The following is a 12,155-nucleotide window of genomic DNA, read 5'->3' on the forward strand; positions in this document are numbered from 1 at the left end:
TGTAACCTATTATGACATAAGTCACCGTTTTTTGCTCGAAAACCGCTGTTCCGCCAGGATCTCCAGCTCCTCGCGAGCCAGCCGCCGCACCTCCTGGACCAGGTGGACAATCTCTTCCTTGGTGGCCCGGTCGATGTGAATGCCCGCAGCCACCGTAACCGTCGCCTTCAGCCGTCCGGCGGCAAGCTCTGCCAGCTCCAGCGCCAGCTCGGCTTCCCGGTGCCCGGGCACGCCATGCACATGGGAGATGAGCTCATCATTATGCCAATAGGCGACGGCGACGGCTCCGACGTGAGCTTCTCCGCCGGTTACGAGCCATACATAGTCATGCCCCTGCGGAATGGTCCGGACCTCCAGCCGGTACGGGTTATTGGAGACCATGGCCGCGCAGCGTGAACGGGGACGGATCCAGCGGCAGCGCCTCTCCGGTCACCATAGAAGTCAGCATTTCCCCGGTAATAGGCGCCAGCAGCGTGCCCTTCCGGAAGTGTCCGGTGGCCAGCAGCAGACCCTCCCGGCCTTCCACCGGCCCAAGGAAAGGCTTCAGCTGAGGGTTGCCCGGTCGGAGGCCGGTCCAGGTCCGGACGAAGACAGCCTTCTTCATGGCGGGCACCATCGATGCTGCGATCTCATGCAGATAAGCGATCCCTTGTGCCGTCGGACTCTTGTCGAAGCCGGCCTCTTCCTGGGTGGCACCCACCAGAATGGTGCCGTCCCGCTTCGGCATCAGATAACATTTTAAGGCGAACACCGTATGCTTCAAGCCCTCCGGCAAAATGGCCGAGTAGCATTGTCCCTTCACGGGATAGACCGGCAGGTCGATGCCCAGGCCGGTTAACAATCCGGGGCTCCAGGAGCCTCCAGCCAGCACCACATGGTCCGCATAGAAGCTGCCGTCTGTGGTTTCCACACCTGCCACCCGCCGGCCCTCCGTCAGAAGCCTCAGCACCGGCGTATGCTCCAGGAACCGGGCGCCCAGCCGTATGGCGGCCGTCCGGAAGGCCAGCGCCACCTTAGGGCTCTGCACCTGATGGTCTCCGGGGATATGGACTCCGCCCAGGAGGTCCGGAGACAAGCCCGGCTCCAGCTCCAGGAGGCGTCCGGTTTCGATCCAGTCCACGCGCTGGCCGAAGTCCCGGGCGAAGCTGCATTTTTGCAGCAGCGCCGCTTTCTCCGCCTCGTCCCGAGCCACTCCGACCGTACCGCATTCCGTATATTCGATGTCCACGCCGCTGTCCTCGAACAGGGTCTCCGCCAGCTTCCGGTACCGGGCCTGGCTGGCCACGGCCAGCTCCACGAGAGGACCGGGCGCATCCGTCTCCATCATGGCTCCCAGCATACCCGCCGATGCAGCCGTCGCTTCCTGCGCCGCGGCGCCCCGTTCCAGGACCAGACAAGAGATTCCCTTCTTGCTCATGTGATAGGCGATGGAGGAGCCGATGATCCCCGCGCCGATGATAATGACATCCGCTTGTTTATGTGCAGCGTTCATTGCCGATGAAGCCTCCTTCTCCCTCTATCCTTCTGTTAACGATAGTACCTCTAATAACAAAAAAACGCCACCCGATTGGGAGACGTTCTCAGTGGCTTCGCACTATGATGATCTTACAGGGAGAAGAACTGCTCGATATCCGTCAGCATCTGTTCGGCCAAGGGGAACAGCACTTCCTCTTCCTTCTTGAAGTGATCCGTCAGGATCACGTACGCCTGCAGCAGATAGGATGCCGCCTCCTGGGCCTGCTCCGGGCTAACGGCTGCCGATAGGGACTCGGATTTCTCCAGGAACCGCTGCACGTTCATCTTCGCCAGCTCGTGTTCGTGCTCCATTACGGCTACGGGCCCCATATCCTTGCCGGTATACTCTTGAACCATCGGGAACAGGACCTGGTCCTCCCACACGGAGTGCTGCTCCATCTCTTCCATAAAGGAGACGATGTCCGTGTGCAGGCTCTTAATCGCATTGCTCCAGTCCGTGACCGAAGGGTCCCGACCCATGATTTTGGCTGCGCCGTAGAAATCCGCCATCTTCTTCTTCAACTCCGCATGCTCTTCCTTCAACTGATCGATGCCGCTGGTCAAGACGTCCAAGGTATCTACGGTTTGGTCTTCACGGGATAAGGTCTGCATCATGTTCATCCACTCCTTTAAGTGTTGTCCGCCGTCCAAGGTTTGGCAGTACAGTATGGGTTTTGGTGATTAGTTTTATTTATATGGCGATAACTTATAGCATCAGTATACCCGCCGAAATGCCCATATAACTGTAACAAAAATCACATTACAGAGCCTGCTTTTTTGGCGAAGTTGTGGCATTTATCATGGTTATGTGTCCATATCATGTCACTTCAATGCAGACTATTGACGCTTCGATACGATAGGTCTTACTATTGTAGTATCATCGTGATTGATAATCATTCTCACCCATTGAACGGAATCCACAATAAAGGAGAAATCCTTATGACTACTACCCTTGCCCAACTGATAACGGGTACCAAAGCCAAGATCACCAATGCCGAGAATGCGGGATCCATTCTATTCCGCCGGCTGATCGACTTCGGTGTAATGGAAGGCGCGGAGATCGTCCTCGTGAAGAAGCTTCCCTTCGGAGGTCCTGTAGCCATCGAATACAACGGGCAGCTGATCGGCCTCCGTAAATCGGATGCGAGCCGGATTGAGGTGGAAGCGATATGATCCGAGCCGCGCTTGTCGGGAACCCTAACACCGGCAAAACCTCGCTGTTCAATGTATTGACGGGGTCTTATGAATACGTGGGGAACTGGGCAGGCGTCACGGTTGAGAAAAAAGTCGGCCAGCTCAAGAACAAGCTGGGCACCCTGATCGATCTTCCCGGCATATACTCCACCTCTCCTCTCACGAGAGACGAGGGTGTTGCCTCCCAATTCCTCCTGACCGAACCCTGCGACCTGCTCGTGAACATCGTCGATGCCTCCCAATTGGAACGCAACCTGTATCTGACCCTGCAGCTTCTGGAGCTGGAGATCCCGATGGTTATCGGTCTCAATATGACCGACGTTGCAGCCGGAAGGGGCCAGCTGATCGATGAGCGCAAGCTCGCCGAGCTCATGCAGGTGCCTGTCTTCCCCATTGTGGCCCGTACCGGCAAAGGCTGCTCGGAGCTCTCCTCCAAGCTGGCTTCCACAGCGGAGCGTACCCGCCGGCCGATCGTACTGGATTACGGTCCTGCCATCGAAGAGGCACTGAAGAAGATGGAACCCCTCCTGCCTGCGAAGCCGGGCATCCCGAAGCGTTGGCTGGGACTGCAGCTCTTGGAGCAGAATCCGGTGGTGCAGGAGCTCTTGAAGGCCGAATCGGAATATGAGCCTCTCCAACAGCTTGCCCAAGAGACCGAAAACGCCGTATTACTACAATATCATGTGAAATCCATCACAACATATATTCGTCATGTTCGCTCCGGATTTATCGGAGCCCTGATCAAGAAGTCCGTGCTGAAGACGAAGCGCAGCGGCATCACCTTCACCGACCGTGTCGATCGTCTGGTGACGAACAAGGTGCTGGGACTGCCGATATTCCTCGCTTTTATGTACCTGACCTTCAAGCTGACCTTCGATTGGCTGGGTACGCCGCTGTCGGATTTGCTGGACGGCTTCCTGACCGGTCCGCTGACCGACTGGTTAACCACGGCTCTGGATGCCATCAACGCCTCCGACCTGCTGCATGCTTTGGTCATTGACGGCATCGTCGCCGGCGTAGGCGGCGTTCTGGTCTTCGTCCCGCAGATCTTCATCCTATTCCTCGTCATATCCTTCATCGAGGATTCCGGTTATATGGCCCGGGTCACCATGGTCATGGACAAGGTGATGGAGGCGGTGGGCTTGAACGGCAAAGCCTTCATTCCGATGATTATCGGCTTCGGCTGCAACGTCCCCGGCGTTATGGCCGCGCGGACCATCGAACAGCCCCGGGAGCGGCTTCTGACCACCTTGCTCCTGCCGCTTATGTCCTGCTCCGCCCGTCTGCCAGTATACAGCGTCTTCGTAGCGGCCTTCTTCGTAGGCCAGCAAGCCTTGGTTGTCCTCTCCCTGTACGTCTTGGGCATCGTCGTAGCGCTTGCGCTAGCCAAGCTGTTCACCAAGACCCTGCTTCGGCACGAGGAGTCCATGTTCATCGTCGAGCTTCCCCCTTACCGGGTTCCCCAATTCCAGGCATTGTTCCGTAACACCTGGGAGAAGGGCAAGGGCTTCGTCAAGAAAGCCGGAACCATGATCTTCGGCGGATCCGTCGCCATCTGGCTGCTTGGCTACATGGGTCCTGGCGGGTTCGGAGTGGAGATGAACGACAGCTTCCTCTCCTACATCGGCCGCGGTATTGCGCCGCTTCTGGCTCCCATCGGCTTCGGCACATGGGAAGCGGGCTCCTCCCTCTTGGTCGGCTTCCTGGCCAAGGAGGTCGTCGTCTCCGCGATGAACATTATCTACGCAGCACCGGATGATGCAGCCTTCAACGGCATCCTGAGCCAAGTGTTCACGCCTTTGCAGGCTTACAGCTTCATGGCTTTCGTTCTGCTGTACGTGCCTTGTCTTGCAACGGTCGGCACCATCAAGAAAGAAACCATGTCCTCCAAGTGGACCTGGTTCTCCATCGGCTACAGCCTGGTGATCGCCTATATCATCTGCTTGATCATCTACCAAGGCGGTAAGCTGCTCGGATTCTAATTCATCGGGAAGAAGGTGCATCGCATGATCGCCAATGTGCTGGTCTTAGCCGCCATCTTCGCTTATGCAGGCTGGACCCTGTTTCGCCATATCAAGCGCAGCAAAGAAGGCAAGTGCGCCGCCTGCGCCGCCAAAAAAAGCTGCGAGTCCGCTTCCTGCCTCCCCCCATCCGCTAAATAATCGCCTTACAGATAGGCTTGCGCCGTTTCTCCTTGAACCGGCTGCAAGCCTTTTTTCATGGGATCAGCAAACACGAAGAAAGCAGTCCCGGTTGCTCGGGACTGCTTCTTAGGCGTTCTTCAAAGCCATATCGTATTCCTCGGGATTATTCACATTCGTCACGAAAGCAAGATCAATCCCTCTCTCGGTGAAGAGGGCTTCCGCCGCCTCCTGCCAATAGATCATGCGCAGCATCTCCATTACCCGATACTCCCCGGCCAGCAGCAGAGCGGATATGGCATCCGCACAGCTCTTGGAGTAAATACCGTGCAGGGGGTGGGTACGCCCGTCGATCACCGGAACCGACGCATCGCATTTGACGGATCTCTTCTGCTCGAGCAGCACTTGTGCCGCCTCCGCGGAGATGAACGGCATGTCGCAACCGACGATCCAGACATCCGGATGGCGGGCTAAGGACAGCGCCGCATGCATGCCGGACAGGGGACCTTTGCTGGGGAAGTAATCCGTAATGATCCGTATGGACCGATCCAATACCGGCAAGAACAGACTCGGCTGATTGGTCACAACAATAATTTCTTCGCAAACCGTCTTCATCTGGGCGATCTGACGCTCAATCAACAATTCTCCGGCAAAAGGAAGAAGGGCCTTCATCTTCCCTTCCATTCTCCGGTTCTGGCCGCCGGCCAGTATGGCTCCCGTAATCATAACTCCCCACCTTTTCGAACCTGTCGGTTAAGATTTGATCTTGCGGATCTGCTGGAGGAGGAACGCCTTCTCCGCCTCCGTCAGAAGGGTCTGAGCCAAGGCATAGATGGCCTTCTCTTCCTTATAGCAATGGTCGGCCTTCAGCTGACAAGCGCTCCGGAACTTGGCCAACGCCTGCTGGTACACCTCTTCGTTGGACGGATCCTGGATCAGGATGGCGATCTGCTCCTCCCATTCGTCGAAGAGTGCATCCAGACGCTCATGTTCATACTTCATTACGGCAAGCGGTCCCCGGTCGCTGTCCACGTACTTGGACAAGGCAGCGAGGAGGATCCGTTCTTCCTTATGGATGTGGATGCTCCAGGCGTGGCGGAGCTTGCGTTCTCTGGCGAGCCATTCCTCGATGAAGCTTCGGCTGCGGACGGACGTTTTGGCTGCGAACAGCCAGACCTCCTCCATCCCCTTGCGCAGCTTGGAGTGCTCCTTACACAGCAGTTGAAGGGCAGGCGCCAGAGCGGGGGCCGGCGATACGCTGTCATAAGCCGCAAAACCTTTCAAGCGGGACATATTCAAGCACCTCCCGAGGGCCTTCTTCCAAAGCTTTCTCGTTCCTGGAACGACTGCTTGTCAATAAAAGCTTTTTATCGAAAGCCTGGAATTAAGAACATGATTTTCTACCTTAATTCCATGATAACGCCAGAGTCTCTATTAAGATGTTACAAACGTCACACCCTCAATAATGCTCAAAAATACGACAAAACAGCCCATTGGGCTGTTTGCGCAAGACCTCATATCCGTCAGCATCCACTTATGCCGCCTTCAGCAAGGCCACGGCCTTGCTTTTGAGTGCCGACATTCCTCCATACAGCGCATAGAAGAAAGCATCCGGAGCGTCCAGCGAGAAGGAGGTGTATACCCGGGGGTCCATACCCAGCATCTTCTCGAAGAGGGCTGCGCTGTCGTACGCATAGAAACAGAAGCTGGTGTATTCGAATACCGGCATTTTATCCGCAATGGTCACAATCTCTTGCGCGTACCGCTGGAGATCGGATTCGGCCTCCCGGATCATCGACAGAGCGTCCTCCAATCCCACCGATATGCGGATCGTCTTCTCATCCAGAATGCGAATGTCCGCCATGCTTACACCCTACCGATCTTCACGCGGAACATGGGACCTTGCTCCAGGTACTCCCAGGAATAGAGCCCGTTGCGCATATCCTCGAACTGGAACCGGAGAGGCCGGGGATCATGATCGTTCACCAGCAGCATGGCTTCGCCGCTGGCCAAGCCGTCGAAGGTTTCGAAGATGACCTTATGCTTCAACTGCGGGGGATATTCCGTCGCATTAACCGTTGCTTTAAACTCACTCATGGTCCATTCTCCTCCCAATCTCTTGTTCTTACAAGGTCGATTATAAGAGGTGGCGCATGTGCCCATAGTGAGATACATCACAGATCCTTTTGTGTCATCCGCTTTTGCAGCATATTCCTCCAGCTTGCGGAGAGCTCCGGTACGTTCAGCAATTGGGCCGTTAGGGCGTTGCCCTCCTTCTCGCCATACATGATCCGGTTGGCTTCCGCCACCGTAATCCCATAAGGGGAACGCTTAACGCGCTCCAAGCGGTCTCCAGGCCCCACAAGGCCTTCCTGAAGCACGCGGAAGTACCAGCCGGTATAACCGGCCTGCTGGACCAAGAGAGGCATATCCGGACGCTCGTAGCGGTATCCGAGCTTATAGCAGGGCTGCCGCGGCTGGCTAAGCTCTACGAGAGCCTCCCCTAAGCGGAAGGTATCCCCGATGCATACCTCCTTCTCCGTCCACCCTGACAATGTCACGTTCTCCCCGAAGGCTCCCTGCGGGAGTTCACGCCCAAGAACGCTCTGCCAATACGGATAATGCTCGCTGCAGTATACGCAGACCGCTTTATCCGGTCCTCCGTGATGCTCCAGATCCGCCTGGCCGTCTGTCTCGAAGCCCAGATTCCCCAGCATGGCCGCCCCCTCCAACGGCTCTTTGAACAGGGCTGTGGTCCAGCTCCTACCTTCATAGCTGTAGATCTTCGGCTTGCCGGCTTGCAGGGAAACTACAGCTGCATATTCGGTATGGGACATGTTCCCACTCTCCTCTCATGATCCTTCATCTTTCTATTCTACCAAAAAAAACACCGGCCCGTGCTGCCGGCCGGCGTGTCATTCAGGACTTGGTCGCATCCGGTTCCAGATGCTTGACGCAATTATGGAGCAGGCAGGTCCACTTCGAACCCTTTTCCTGCCGCTTCAGGATATTCACGCAGGTATTCTTCAGCCCGATATAGCCGAATTCCGGGAACAGCGTTTCCAGCAGGGAACCGATAACCGCGCCATGGGAAACGATCAGAATACGCTGCTCCGGATGTTTCTGGTGCAGCTCGTCCAGGAAAGCCAAAGTCCGCTTGACCACCTCGCCCTTGTTCTCGGCGCCTAGATCCAGGGTTCTCCAGGCTTCCCCCCAGCGCTTCAAACGGTCCTGCTCCGTCGTGCCCTCCAGCTGGCCGAACCCTCGCTCCGCAAGTCGGGAGTCCAAGCCGTTCAACGTGGTCCCCATATGCTTGACGATGATCTCCGCCGTTTCCTTTGCCCGGGAGAGGTCGCTCGAATAGACGGCGTCCCAGGTTTCTCCGGCCATACGTCTGCCAAGCAGCTCCGCTTGTCTGCGTCCTTCATCGTTAAGCGGAATATCGTTGCGACCTTGCATGCGGCCTTCCTGATTCCAGTCCGTAATGCCGTGTCTTATCAATCCGATGGTCGTCATGTCCGTAAGGTCCCCCGATTAGGATGCCCACCAGTGACCCAGTCCGTACCCGGCATATGCCAAGCAGATCCCGCAGGTGTACGTGATGGCGTAATAGATGTTTAATGCTTTGTATGACTTCCCTTTCCACATCCGGAGGCCTTCCGTTTTGAAGGTGGAGAAGGTCGTGAACGCTCCCATGAAGCCGGTGCCCAGCAGCAGGGTCATCTCCGCCTGCCCCCAAGCCCAGATCCACCCCAACAGAAAGGAGCCCGTCAAATTTACGAAAAGGGTGCCGTAAGGAATAGCCGTACGCCACCTGGCCGCTGCAAACTGCGAAACTCCGAAACGGGCGACAGCTCCTAGGAACCCACCCGCGGCAACCAGAATCACAGGATTCATGCCCGGCCACCGCCTTCCACTGTCTTCGTACCGGCTAGCCGGCTCCGGCTGACGGCCTTCCACCCCAGCCAAGCAGCAGCCAGACCGCCCCACAAGCTCGCTAGGACGTACAGGACCGCGTACCCTGCCTGCCCTGCCGTCAGCAGCCGAACCGTCTCCATACTGAACGTAGAAAAGGTGGTGAACGCACCGAGGAAGCCGGTGCCGAATCCTGCTTTGACCCAAGGGTGCAGTCTGCTGCCCGCAGACTCGGCATAACAGAGGAAGCCGGCCAGAACGAAGCTTCCGAGCAGGTTAATCGGCAGGGTTGCCCATATGGAGGATAACCCCTCCCGGGCTACGCCGAGACCGATGCCATAGCGAAGAAGCGCTCCACAGATCCCGGCTAATCCGACGATAAGGTAAACCATAGCCGTTTAGTGCGCCCACTGCTCGGCCCATTTTTGGACCTCCGCCATGACGGACTGCAGCGCTTTGCCTTTCTCGGTCAAATCATATTCGATCCGTACGGGTGTTTCCGGGTATACATGGCGAATAATAATACCGGCGGCCTCCAGCTCCTTGAAGCGCTCCGACAGCATACGGTCGCTCATGCCTGAGATCACGTCCGAGATATCCTTAAACCGCTTGGGACCGCTAAGAAGAACTTGAATAATCAGACCTGTCCAACGTTTCCCTAACAGCTCGAAGGCAGCTTCAAATTTGGGACATAGCGTATGATCAGCCATCTTCATCATCTCCTTAATTGTATTTTACCATAGTCACTTGACAAAAGTAAGCGAATTGTCTAACATACATATTAGATAGTAACTAATTTAATTATAGCCAATATCAACAACATTCAAAAGGAGGGCTCATTTATGATTCGAATCATTCCGTCATCCGACCGCTTCACCGCTGACCATGGCTGGCTCCGAAGCCGCTTCAGCTTCTCCTTCGCCGAATATCGGGATCCGGCCAATATGAGCTTCGGCCATCTCCGTGTCTTCAATGATGACATCGTTCAGCCGGCAGGAGGCTTCGGCACACATCCCCATCGGGACATGGAGATTGTAACCTACGTCATCGAAGGGGCCCTTGAGCATCAGGACAGCATGGGCAATAAGGGAATCATCCGGAAGGGCGAAATCCAACGGATGACCGCCGGAACTGGCATTTTGCACTCCGAGTACAATGCATCCGATAAGGAGCCGGTACATTTCCTCCAGATCTGGATTATGCCGCGGGCCAGAAACTTAACGCCTTCCTGGGAACAAAAGCCGGTGGAAGTCCTGAACCGCCCCAACCAATGGACCCCGCTTATCTCGGGCGGCGATCTGCCGGATACCCTGGAGATCCATCAGGATGCCCGATTCCTGGCTACCGTGCTGGAGCCCGGCCATGTGCTGGATTATGGAATCGCAGCCGGAAACAAAGTTCATTTGTTCCTCATTGACGGGACCGTAAAGCTGAACGGCGAGCATACCCTGAAGGCGGGTGACGCTGCTCGAATCACGGATATCACTCAGCTCCAGGTTGCTGCATCGGAGCACGCTCACCTGCTTTTGATCGATATGACGGATGCGTGATGCCGTATTTCAGAAGCTGCCGGTCTTACCGGCAGCTTCTCTATGTATCGGCTATGGCAGCTGGATGAACCCATTGGAACAGGCTTCACCGGATATCCGGTGACGAGCCGCCAAGCGGTGGCCATACATACGAACGGCACAAACAGCAACTGCCCACAATATTACACTTGCTAACATAAAGCTCCACTCCATTCTTCTCTATATCTATCTAATAAAAGCAATTTTTTGGAATTAAATCTGTGAGAAGTATCATAGGTTCACAAATTGTCCTTGTTATATAGCAAAAAAACATGCTGCTCCACTAGGGAGAGCATGTTATGGTTTAGTGCCGGTGAAGGGACTCGAACCCCCACGGTTTCCCTCACGATTTTGAGTCGCGCGCGTCTGCCATTCCGCCACACCGGCAAAAGAAAACGCACCCTAAGAGATTCGAACTCCTGACCTTTTGATTCGTAGTCAAACGCTCTATCCAGCTGAGCTAAGGGTGCATAAGAGAGGCGCCACCCAGATTCGAACTGGGGGTAAAGCTTTTGCAGAGCTCTGCCTTACCTCTTGGCTATGGCGCCTTAATATGGAGCGGACGAAGGGATTCGAACCCTCGACCCTCGCCTTGGCAAGGCGATGCTCTACCACTGAGCCACGTCCGCATATAAATGGCTGGGGATCTAGGATTCGAACCTAGGCATGACGGAGTCAAAGTCCGTTGCCTTACCGCTTGGCTAATCCCCAACAACAGGTTAGAAAAGAAATGGGGCGATCGATGGGACTTGAACCCACGAGTGTCGGAGCCACAATCCGATGCGTTAACCCCTTCGCCACGACCGCCATATGAAATTGATTGGCAGGGGCAGCAGGAATTGAACCCACACTAACGGTTTTGGAGACCGCTGTTCTACCTTTAAACTATGCCCCTATAGATATTGCAGTAAAATGGTGGAGGGCGATGGATTCGAACCACCGAACTCGTCAGAGAACAGATTTACAGTCTGCTGCGTTTGGCCACTTCGCTAGCCCTCCACATTACTACAGCTCCACCTTATCAAGGATAAAGTGAAATGGTGCCGGCTAGAGGACTTGAACCCCCAACCTACTGATTACAAGTCAGTTGCTCTACCAATTGAGCTAAGCCGGCATAAAAGATATGGTGGCTCGGGACGGAATCGAACCGCCGACACGAGGATTTTCAGTCCTCTGCTCTACCAGCTGAGCTACCGAGCCATACATTAAGGATAAAAGTGGCGGAGCCGACGGGATTCGAACCCGCGGTCTCCTGCGTGACAGGCAGGCATGTTAGGCCTCTACACCACGGCTCCGCGATGTCCCGCATTGCTGCGGGAGGCTTGCTATTGCGGGGGCAGGATTTGAACCTGCGGCCTTCGGGTTATGAGCCCGACGAGCTACCGGGCTGCTCCACCCCGCGTCGTTAAGAAGAAATATGGTGGGCGCTGACGGGATCGAACCGCCGACCCTCTGCTTGTAAGGCAGATGCTCTCCCGGCTGAGCTAAGCGCCCGGGAATTGAAATGACCCGTAGGGGATTCGAACCCCTGTTACCTCCGTGAAAGGGAGGTGTCTTAACCCCTTGACCAACGGGCCATACTAATGGCGGAGAGAGAGGGATTCGAACCCTCGAGACGCTTGTGACGCCTACACGATTTCCAATCGTGCTCCTTCGACCAACTCGGACACCTCTCCGTATGGCTCCCCGAGCAGGACTCGAACCTGCGACAACTCGATTAACAGTCGAGTGCTCTACCGACTGAGCTATCAGGGAATAAAACAACTATTATGCAGTTCAGGACTTGCGCCCTGAAAACCGGATGCGAAACTTCCGAAAACCA

At 55.7% G+C, this 12,155-nt stretch carries 16 protein-coding genes and 16 tRNA genes; 4 read left to right on the forward strand and 28 right to left on the reverse strand.

Annotated features, from left to right (window positions below):
- Nucleotides 1-21: 21 nt before the first annotated feature.
- From lpdD to ACSEXW_RS26885, 3 genes are all read right to left on the reverse strand, one after another.
- Complete coding sequence (lpdD, locus tag ACSEXW_RS26875) at nt 22-381, reverse strand: prenylated flavin chaperone LpdD (RefSeq protein ID WP_438449274.1); 360 nt, start codon at nt 379-381, stop codon at nt 22-24.
- On the reverse strand, nt 368-1,492 hold the full coding sequence (gene thiO / locus ACSEXW_RS26880) for a glycine oxidase ThiO (RefSeq protein WP_438449275.1): 1,125 nt from the start codon (nt 1,490-1,492) through the stop codon (nt 368-370). The genes lpdD and thiO overlap by 14 nt, the downstream gene beginning before the upstream one ends.
- A gap of 113 nt (nt 1,493-1,605) precedes the next feature.
- Nucleotides 1,606-2,130, reverse strand: a complete 525-nt coding sequence (locus ACSEXW_RS26885; protein WP_438449276.1) for a hemerythrin domain-containing protein — start codon at nt 2,128-2,130, stop codon at nt 1,606-1,608.
- Nucleotides 2,131-2,454: 324 nt separating this feature from the next.
- Here ACSEXW_RS26885 and ACSEXW_RS26890 point away from each other — a divergent pair, with 324 nt between their 5' ends.
- Genes ACSEXW_RS26890 through ACSEXW_RS26900 form a run of 3 tightly spaced genes read left to right on the forward strand, consistent with a single transcriptional unit; the run spans nt 2,455 to nt 4,871 of the window.
- The gene (locus ACSEXW_RS26890) at nt 2,455-2,688 is read left to right on the forward strand and encodes a FeoA family protein (protein WP_438449277.1); all 234 of its coding nucleotides are present in this window, start codon (nt 2,455-2,457) and stop codon (nt 2,686-2,688) included.
- Nucleotides 2,685-4,691, forward strand: a complete 2,007-nt coding sequence (gene feoB / locus ACSEXW_RS26895) for a ferrous iron transport protein B (RefSeq protein ID WP_438449278.1) — start codon at nt 2,685-2,687, stop codon at nt 4,689-4,691. The genes ACSEXW_RS26890 and feoB overlap by 4 nt, the downstream gene beginning before the upstream one ends.
- A gap of 24 nt (nt 4,692-4,715) precedes the next feature.
- A complete protein-coding gene (locus tag ACSEXW_RS26900) occupies nt 4,716-4,871 on the forward strand; it encodes a FeoB-associated Cys-rich membrane protein (protein WP_438449279.1) in 156 nt (51 codons plus the stop codon).
- A 108-nt stretch (nt 4,872-4,979) separates the two neighbouring features.
- On the opposite strand, the gene mobA is transcribed toward ACSEXW_RS26900, so the two are convergent.
- The 9 genes from mobA to ACSEXW_RS26945 form a co-directional block, all read right to left on the reverse strand.
- The gene (mobA, locus tag ACSEXW_RS26905) at nt 4,980-5,576 is read right to left on the reverse strand and encodes a molybdenum cofactor guanylyltransferase (RefSeq protein ID WP_438449280.1); all 597 of its coding nucleotides are present in this window, start codon (nt 5,574-5,576) and stop codon (nt 4,980-4,982) included.
- Between the two features lie 27 nt (nt 5,577-5,603).
- Nucleotides 5,604-6,143, reverse strand: coding sequence for a hemerythrin domain-containing protein (locus tag ACSEXW_RS26910; RefSeq protein WP_438449281.1), 540 nt, complete (start codon nt 6,141-6,143; stop codon nt 5,604-5,606).
- Nucleotides 6,144-6,384: 241 nt separating this feature from the next.
- Nucleotides 6,385-6,714, reverse strand: coding sequence for a hypothetical protein (locus ACSEXW_RS26915; RefSeq protein WP_438449282.1), 330 nt, complete (start codon nt 6,712-6,714; stop codon nt 6,385-6,387).
- Nucleotides 6,715-6,716: 2 nt separating this feature from the next.
- Nucleotides 6,717-6,947 carry a DUF2249 domain-containing protein gene (locus tag ACSEXW_RS26920; RefSeq protein WP_438449283.1) on the reverse strand — a complete coding sequence of 77 codons (231 nt, stop codon included), beginning with the start codon at nt 6,945-6,947 and terminating at the stop codon, nt 6,717-6,719.
- A 77-nt stretch (nt 6,948-7,024) separates the two neighbouring features.
- Complete coding sequence (locus ACSEXW_RS26925) at nt 7,025-7,687, reverse strand: MOSC domain-containing protein (RefSeq protein WP_438449284.1); 663 nt, start codon at nt 7,685-7,687, stop codon at nt 7,025-7,027.
- 82 nt (nt 7,688-7,769) lie between these two features.
- On the reverse strand, nt 7,770-8,366 hold the full coding sequence (locus ACSEXW_RS26930) for a histidine phosphatase family protein (protein ID WP_438449285.1): 597 nt from the start codon (nt 8,364-8,366) through the stop codon (nt 7,770-7,772).
- Between the two features lie 18 nt (nt 8,367-8,384).
- The gene (locus ACSEXW_RS26935) at nt 8,385-8,747 is read right to left on the reverse strand and encodes a fluoride efflux transporter FluC (protein WP_438449286.1); all 363 of its coding nucleotides are present in this window, start codon (nt 8,745-8,747) and stop codon (nt 8,385-8,387) included.
- A complete protein-coding gene (gene crcB, locus ACSEXW_RS26940) occupies nt 8,744-9,157 on the reverse strand; it encodes a fluoride efflux transporter CrcB (RefSeq protein WP_438449287.1) in 414 nt (137 codons plus the stop codon). The genes ACSEXW_RS26935 and crcB overlap by 4 nt, the downstream gene beginning before the upstream one ends.
- A gap of 6 nt (nt 9,158-9,163) precedes the next feature.
- Complete coding sequence (locus tag ACSEXW_RS26945; protein WP_438449288.1) at nt 9,164-9,475, reverse strand: winged helix-turn-helix transcriptional regulator; 312 nt, start codon at nt 9,473-9,475, stop codon at nt 9,164-9,166.
- 132 nt (nt 9,476-9,607) lie between these two features.
- On the opposite strand from ACSEXW_RS26945, the gene ACSEXW_RS26950 reads away from it, so the two are divergent.
- The gene (locus tag ACSEXW_RS26950) at nt 9,608-10,315 is read left to right on the forward strand and encodes a pirin family protein (RefSeq protein ID WP_438449289.1); all 708 of its coding nucleotides are present in this window, start codon (nt 9,608-9,610) and stop codon (nt 10,313-10,315) included.
- Nucleotides 10,316-10,641: 326 nt separating this feature from the next.
- On the opposite strand, the gene ACSEXW_RS26955 is transcribed toward ACSEXW_RS26950, so the two are convergent.
- The 16 genes from ACSEXW_RS26955 to ACSEXW_RS27030 form a co-directional block, all read right to left on the reverse strand.
- Nucleotides 10,642-10,720 (reverse strand) — tRNA-Leu (locus ACSEXW_RS26955).
- A gap of 9 nt (nt 10,721-10,729) precedes the next feature.
- Nucleotides 10,730-10,803: transfer RNA gene (locus tag ACSEXW_RS26960), tRNA-Arg, on the reverse strand.
- 7 nt (nt 10,804-10,810) lie between these two features.
- A tRNA-Cys gene (locus ACSEXW_RS26965) sits at nt 10,811-10,881 on the reverse strand.
- A 6-nt stretch (nt 10,882-10,887) separates the two neighbouring features.
- Nucleotides 10,888-10,962 (reverse strand) — tRNA-Gly (locus tag ACSEXW_RS26970).
- A 7-nt stretch (nt 10,963-10,969) separates the two neighbouring features.
- Nucleotides 10,970-11,044: transfer RNA gene (locus tag ACSEXW_RS26975), tRNA-Gln, on the reverse strand.
- A 20-nt stretch (nt 11,045-11,064) separates the two neighbouring features.
- Nucleotides 11,065-11,140 (reverse strand) — tRNA-His (locus ACSEXW_RS26980).
- A 14-nt stretch (nt 11,141-11,154) separates the two neighbouring features.
- Nucleotides 11,155-11,228, reverse strand: a tRNA-Trp gene (locus ACSEXW_RS26985).
- Between the two features lie 18 nt (nt 11,229-11,246).
- Nucleotides 11,247-11,332: transfer RNA gene (locus tag ACSEXW_RS26990), tRNA-Tyr, on the reverse strand.
- Between the two features lie 39 nt (nt 11,333-11,371).
- Nucleotides 11,372-11,447: transfer RNA gene (locus ACSEXW_RS26995), tRNA-Thr, on the reverse strand.
- A gap of 10 nt (nt 11,448-11,457) precedes the next feature.
- A tRNA-Phe gene (locus tag ACSEXW_RS27000) sits at nt 11,458-11,533 on the reverse strand.
- An 18-nt stretch (nt 11,534-11,551) separates the two neighbouring features.
- Nucleotides 11,552-11,628, reverse strand: a tRNA-Asp gene (locus ACSEXW_RS27005).
- Between the two features lie 33 nt (nt 11,629-11,661).
- A tRNA-Met gene (locus ACSEXW_RS27010) sits at nt 11,662-11,735 on the reverse strand.
- A 16-nt stretch (nt 11,736-11,751) separates the two neighbouring features.
- Nucleotides 11,752-11,827 (reverse strand) — tRNA-Val (locus ACSEXW_RS27015).
- Nucleotides 11,828-11,838: 11 nt separating this feature from the next.
- Nucleotides 11,839-11,910: transfer RNA gene (locus tag ACSEXW_RS27020), tRNA-Glu, on the reverse strand.
- Between the two features lie 7 nt (nt 11,911-11,917).
- Nucleotides 11,918-12,009 (reverse strand) — tRNA-Ser (locus ACSEXW_RS27025).
- Nucleotides 12,010-12,012: 3 nt separating this feature from the next.
- Nucleotides 12,013-12,088: transfer RNA gene (locus ACSEXW_RS27030), tRNA-Asn, on the reverse strand.
- Nucleotides 12,089-12,155: the final 67 nt, after the last annotated feature.

It is taken from the genome of Oryzibacillus soli, from assembly GCF_051594765.1.
Taxonomy (GTDB): Bacteria; Bacillota; Bacilli; order Paenibacillales; family NBRC-103111; genus Paenibacillus_AR.

What these genes read in the sequence shown, in the direction of transcription:
- ACSEXW_RS26930 (WP_438449285.1), bottom strand. Translation starts at nt 8,366, where the DNA reads ATGACGACCATCGGATTGATAAGACACGGCATTACGGACTGGAATCAG.
- ACSEXW_RS26890 (WP_438449277.1), top strand. Translation starts at nt 2,455, where the DNA reads ATGACTACTACCCTTGCCCAACTGATAACGGGTACCAAAGCCAAGATC.
- ACSEXW_RS26900 (WP_438449279.1), top strand. Translation starts at nt 4,716, where the DNA reads ATGATCGCCAATGTGCTGGTCTTAGCCGCCATCTTCGCTTATGCAGGC.
- ACSEXW_RS26915 (WP_438449282.1), bottom strand. Translation starts at nt 6,714, where the DNA reads ATGGCGGACATTCGCATTCTGGATGAGAAGACGATCCGCATATCGGTG.
- ACSEXW_RS26945 (WP_438449288.1), bottom strand. Translation starts at nt 9,475, where the DNA reads ATGGCTGATCATACGCTATGTCCCAAATTTGAAGCTGCCTTCGAGCTG.
- mobA (WP_438449280.1), bottom strand. Translation starts at nt 5,576, where the DNA reads ATGATTACGGGAGCCATACTGGCCGGCGGCCAGAACCGGAGAATGGAA.
- lpdD (WP_438449274.1), bottom strand. Translation starts at nt 381, where the DNA reads ATGGTCTCCAATAACCCGTACCGGCTGGAGGTCCGGACCATTCCGCAG.
- ACSEXW_RS26910 (WP_438449281.1), bottom strand. Translation starts at nt 6,143, where the DNA reads ATGTCCCGCTTGAAAGGTTTTGCGGCTTATGACAGCGTATCGCCGGCC.
- thiO (WP_438449275.1), bottom strand. Translation starts at nt 1,492, where the DNA reads ATGAACGCTGCACATAAACAAGCGGATGTCATTATCATCGGCGCGGGG.
- ACSEXW_RS26925 (WP_438449284.1), bottom strand. Translation starts at nt 7,687, where the DNA reads ATGTCCCATACCGAATATGCAGCTGTAGTTTCCCTGCAAGCCGGCAAG.
- crcB (WP_438449287.1), bottom strand. Translation starts at nt 9,157, where the DNA reads ATGGTTTACCTTATCGTCGGATTAGCCGGGATCTGTGGAGCGCTTCTT.
- ACSEXW_RS26885 (WP_438449276.1), bottom strand. Translation starts at nt 2,130, where the DNA reads ATGATGCAGACCTTATCCCGTGAAGACCAAACCGTAGATACCTTGGAC.
- ACSEXW_RS26950 (WP_438449289.1), top strand. Translation starts at nt 9,608, where the DNA reads ATGATTCGAATCATTCCGTCATCCGACCGCTTCACCGCTGACCATGGC.
- ACSEXW_RS26920 (WP_438449283.1), bottom strand. Translation starts at nt 6,947, where the DNA reads ATGAGTGAGTTTAAAGCAACGGTTAATGCGACGGAATATCCCCCGCAG.
- ACSEXW_RS26935 (WP_438449286.1), bottom strand. Translation starts at nt 8,747, where the DNA reads ATGAATCCTGTGATTCTGGTTGCCGCGGGTGGGTTCCTAGGAGCTGTC.
- feoB (WP_438449278.1), top strand. Translation starts at nt 2,685, where the DNA reads ATGATCCGAGCCGCGCTTGTCGGGAACCCTAACACCGGCAAAACCTCG.